Source organism: Mycobacterium sherrisii, assembly GCF_002102355.1.
Lineage (GTDB): Bacteria > Actinomycetota > Actinomycetes > Mycobacteriales > Mycobacteriaceae > Mycobacterium > Mycobacterium sherrisii.
This window is the reverse complement of sequence record NZ_LQPT01000085.1, coordinates 1-3,013: the sequence shown is the minus strand read 5'-3', so window position 1 is coordinate 3,013 and position 3,013 is coordinate 1. Positions and strand designations below refer to the sequence as shown.

The 3,013-nt window shown below is 63.8% G+C and carries 4 protein-coding genes and 3 pseudogenes; 4 read left to right on the top strand and 3 right to left on the bottom strand.

The window, feature by feature from the left end:
- Positions 1-449, top strand: a pseudogene (locus AWC25_RS17595) (integrase core domain-containing protein); the annotation flags it as partial.
- On the opposite strand, the pseudogene AWC25_RS27465 reads toward AWC25_RS17595, so the two are convergent.
- The 3 genes and pseudogenes from AWC25_RS27465 to AWC25_RS17580 all read right to left on the bottom strand — a co-directional run.
- Positions 444-899: pseudogene (locus tag AWC25_RS27465) on the bottom strand (hypothetical protein); the annotation flags it as partial. The pseudogenes AWC25_RS17595 and AWC25_RS27465 sit on opposite strands and share 6 nt — an antisense overlap.
- 2 nt (positions 900-901) lie before the next feature.
- Positions 902-1,135: a hypothetical protein gene (locus AWC25_RS17585; protein ID WP_232327443.1), complete on the bottom strand. Its 234-nt coding sequence runs from the start codon at positions 1,133-1,135 to the stop codon at positions 902-904.
- A gap of 117 nt (positions 1,136-1,252) precedes the next feature.
- Positions 1,253-1,477, bottom strand: coding sequence for a hypothetical protein (locus AWC25_RS17580; RefSeq protein WP_069403140.1), 225 nt, complete (start codon positions 1,475-1,477; stop codon positions 1,253-1,255).
- 17 nt (positions 1,478-1,494) lie between these two features.
- Between AWC25_RS17580 and AWC25_RS27875 the strand changes: the two genes are divergently transcribed.
- The 3 genes and pseudogenes from AWC25_RS27875 (at position 1,495) to AWC25_RS17575 (ending at position 2,836) form a co-directional block, all read left to right on the top strand.
- Positions 1,495-1,656 (top strand): recombinase family protein, encoded by a 162-nt coding sequence (locus AWC25_RS27875; protein ID WP_158089760.1) that lies wholly within the window; start codon positions 1,495-1,497, stop codon positions 1,654-1,656.
- Positions 1,634-1,927, top strand: a pseudogene (locus AWC25_RS27870) (recombinase family protein); the annotation flags it as partial. The gene AWC25_RS27875 and the pseudogene AWC25_RS27870, both read left to right, overlap by 23 nt.
- Before the next feature lie 15 nt (positions 1,928-1,942).
- Positions 1,943-2,836 carry a recombinase family protein gene (locus AWC25_RS17575; RefSeq protein WP_232327445.1) on the top strand — a complete coding sequence of 298 codons (894 nt, stop codon included), beginning with the start codon at positions 1,943-1,945 and terminating at the stop codon, positions 2,834-2,836.
- The last annotated feature ends 177 nt before the right edge of the window (positions 2,837-3,013 follow it).

Genomic DNA, 3,013 nt, shown 5'->3' with positions numbered 1-3,013 from the left:
GTGTACCTGCATTCGGCCGTCGACGGGTTCTCCCGACTGTCCTACACCGAAGCCCTTGACAACGAAAAAGCCGTCACGCAATCGGATTCATGCACCGCGCCCGGGTATGGTTCGCCGTCCATGGCATCGACCGCATCCAGCGGATCGTCACCGACAACGGCGCCTGCTACCGGGCCAAAGACTTCGCCCACGTGCTCCACGGCGCACGCCACCAATTCATCACGCCCTACACCCCGCGCCGCAACGGCAAAGTCGAGCGCTACAACCGCATCCTGGCCGAAGAGTTCCTCTACGCCAGGACATGGACCTCAGAAACCCAACGCGCCGAAGCACTCAAAGTCTGGAACATCCACTTCAACTACCATCGACCACACTCTGCCGCCGCAGGCCAGCCACCAGCATCACGACTCGCCACCGGCGTCACCAATGTCATGGCCTCATACAACTAGTCGTGCCGCCCGCTGGCGGACTTCACCAGCCAACGCTTGCGCCTCGGCCGCCCGAGCGGCCCGCTGTGCACCTGATCCGCCGGCTCTACGATCGGTGACCCAAAGATCTTGGTACACTTCGAATCCCGCTGCGAGGGCGTCTTCGACAGCGTAACGCACTCGTGAGCGGGCCGCATACAGATCCGAGGCTCCACTGCGCGCGACGCTGGCTGCGGTCTGGAGCTGGTCGACGACTGCGCTGGTGGTTGTCAGATCGGCGTGCGTCGCGACATGCAGCGCGTCGGCGGATTCGCCTTGCCAATCAACAGACGTCGCGTCCCGCCACACCTGGTGGACTACTGCGTAGCTACTCTCGCCTACGGTCTCCCAGTGGTCGGCGGCCTCGGTGAGGTGGTCGGTGGGCCAGGCCAACAGCTCCGACAGACTGGGAATCCCCCCGACCGCGGACATTGCTATACGTGAGTCACCGGTTGAGCGACAGCGGCAACCTCGGCGGCCGAAGCCACTTCATTCGCGACATAACGCATGTCGGCTTGAACTACGGCGGTGGCGCGGCCACTTGCGCGCGCGGCAAGCTGCGCAGTGAATGCCGCGACGTCGACGTGGGCGGCGTTGACCGCGGCCGTGCTGCCCTGACAGGACAGCCCCAGCCCTACCGGAGCTACCAGGCCAGTCAGCTCGCTCACTGAAGCACCCCAGCGGTCGGCAATCGCCTGCACACCGGCTGTATCCACCCGCAACATCGGTTGCACAGCCCGAGTGTAGGCGGGTGGCCGCTCGTCAACCAGTCACCGCGACCCGCCTTAGCCCAGCCGCTCGATGATGGTGGCGTTGGCCATGCCGCCGCCCTCACACATCGTCTGCAGGCCGTAGCGGCCGCCGCGCTGCTCCAGCGCGTTGACCATGGTCGTCATGATGCGAGCGCCGCTGGCGCCCAACGGATGTCCGATCGCGATGGCGCCGCCGTTGACGTTGGTCTTGGCCAGATCGGCGCCGGTGTCGTGCGCCCATGCCAATGTCGGATTCACGGTGCTAAATTCCTCTCGTGGACGCTGTCATCTACACGCGAGTCTCACGGGACTCGGCTGGCGGACGGTCAGTCGAGGACCAGGAGCGCGAGTGCCGCCAAGAGTGCAACCGCAACAACTGGCCCGTACGGGCCGTCTACTGCGACAACTCGATCGGTGCGATCTCGCTATTCCGGTGACCGGCCCGAGTGGCGGCAGCTAAAGAAGGATCTCCGCAAAGGTGATGTCCTCGTTGTGTGGGAGGCCTCCAGGGCGCAGCGTGATTTACAGGAGTGGGTTGAACTCCGCAGCCTGTGCGCCGAGCTGCAGGTGCCGCTGTCCTATGCCGGGCGAACACTCGACCTCACCTCTGGTGATGACCGCTTCACGGGTGGCCTGGACGCTCTCGTAGCCGAGTACGAGTCGGAGCGCATACGCACTCGTGTGCTGCGCGGAAAGCGGGCCTCAGCGGCTGATGGGCGGCCGATGAGCCGTCCCCCTTGGGGATACCTGGCCATTAGAGAGAACGACGCCCATGGACGACTACGGCCGCAGTGGGAGCCGGATCCTGTCGAGGCTCCGAGAGTTCGTGAGGCGGTCGAGCGGCTGCTTGCGGGTGAGTCTCAGTACTCCGTATTGGAGTGGCTGAAAACCACTGACGGCTACGCCCCTACGACGCCGACGACGCTACGGAGGGCACTGCTCAATCCTGCGTTGGCGGGCCTTCGGCAACACCAGGGCAAGGTCGTCGGCGAGGCGTCTTGGCCTGGCATCATCACCAAACAGCAGCACCGACAATTAAAGTCGCGGGACACGCGCATGCGGGCGCTCTACGGCTACAACTCCCAACCAGGCCCCGAGCCGAAGCACCTACTCAGCGGGATAGCCAAGTGCGGCGTATGTGCGGAGGGACTGAGGTATAGAGCCAGAGACGGCCGAATGCCCTACTACGATTGCCGAAAGGGTCATGTGTCCCGGCTGGCCGAGATGCTCGACAAAGCGGTCGAGGACGAAATCTTCAAGCGGCTCAGTGGAATTGATCCATCCGACTACGACTCTGACAACGTTGACGACACTGCCGTAATAGCGGAAATCGAAGAACTAGAGCGGCGACTGGCTGAGTGGGAGGCCGAGGCTATCATCGGCAAAGTCAGTGCTGGCGCGTTCGGTCGGGTCGAGCGAAACCTGACGGCACGGATTGAAGGACTGCGGGCCACGATCGAAACGCCGTCCGAGCTTGAGCTTGACCCGGCTCAGTGGCCCGAGCTGACGATGGCCGAGCGTCGGTATGTGGTGCGCTCCCTGTTTGAGGTAGTCGTACCGAAGCTGGCGAAGCGCGTCCGCGCGTTGCCGGGGGACGTGCGGATTACGCCGATCTAGGTCTGGGCCTGAACAGTTTTCGGACGGCAAGCCATTGCTCGCGGGTCAGCGGGGGAGCAGTCTGTTGTCTTGGGGTCGTCATCAAGCGGCATAGGTGAACCGGAACCTGTCAACCTGAATGAGGCACCGTTGCGCGGTATTTACTGAGCGTCCTCCTCTGGTTGGTCGGGTCGGTTG

Excerpts from the sequence above, each read along its gene's own strand:
- AWC25_RS17575 (WP_232327445.1), top strand. The coding sequence starts at position 1,943 with ATGAGCCGTCCCCCTTGGGGATACCTGGCCATTAGAGAGAACGACGCC.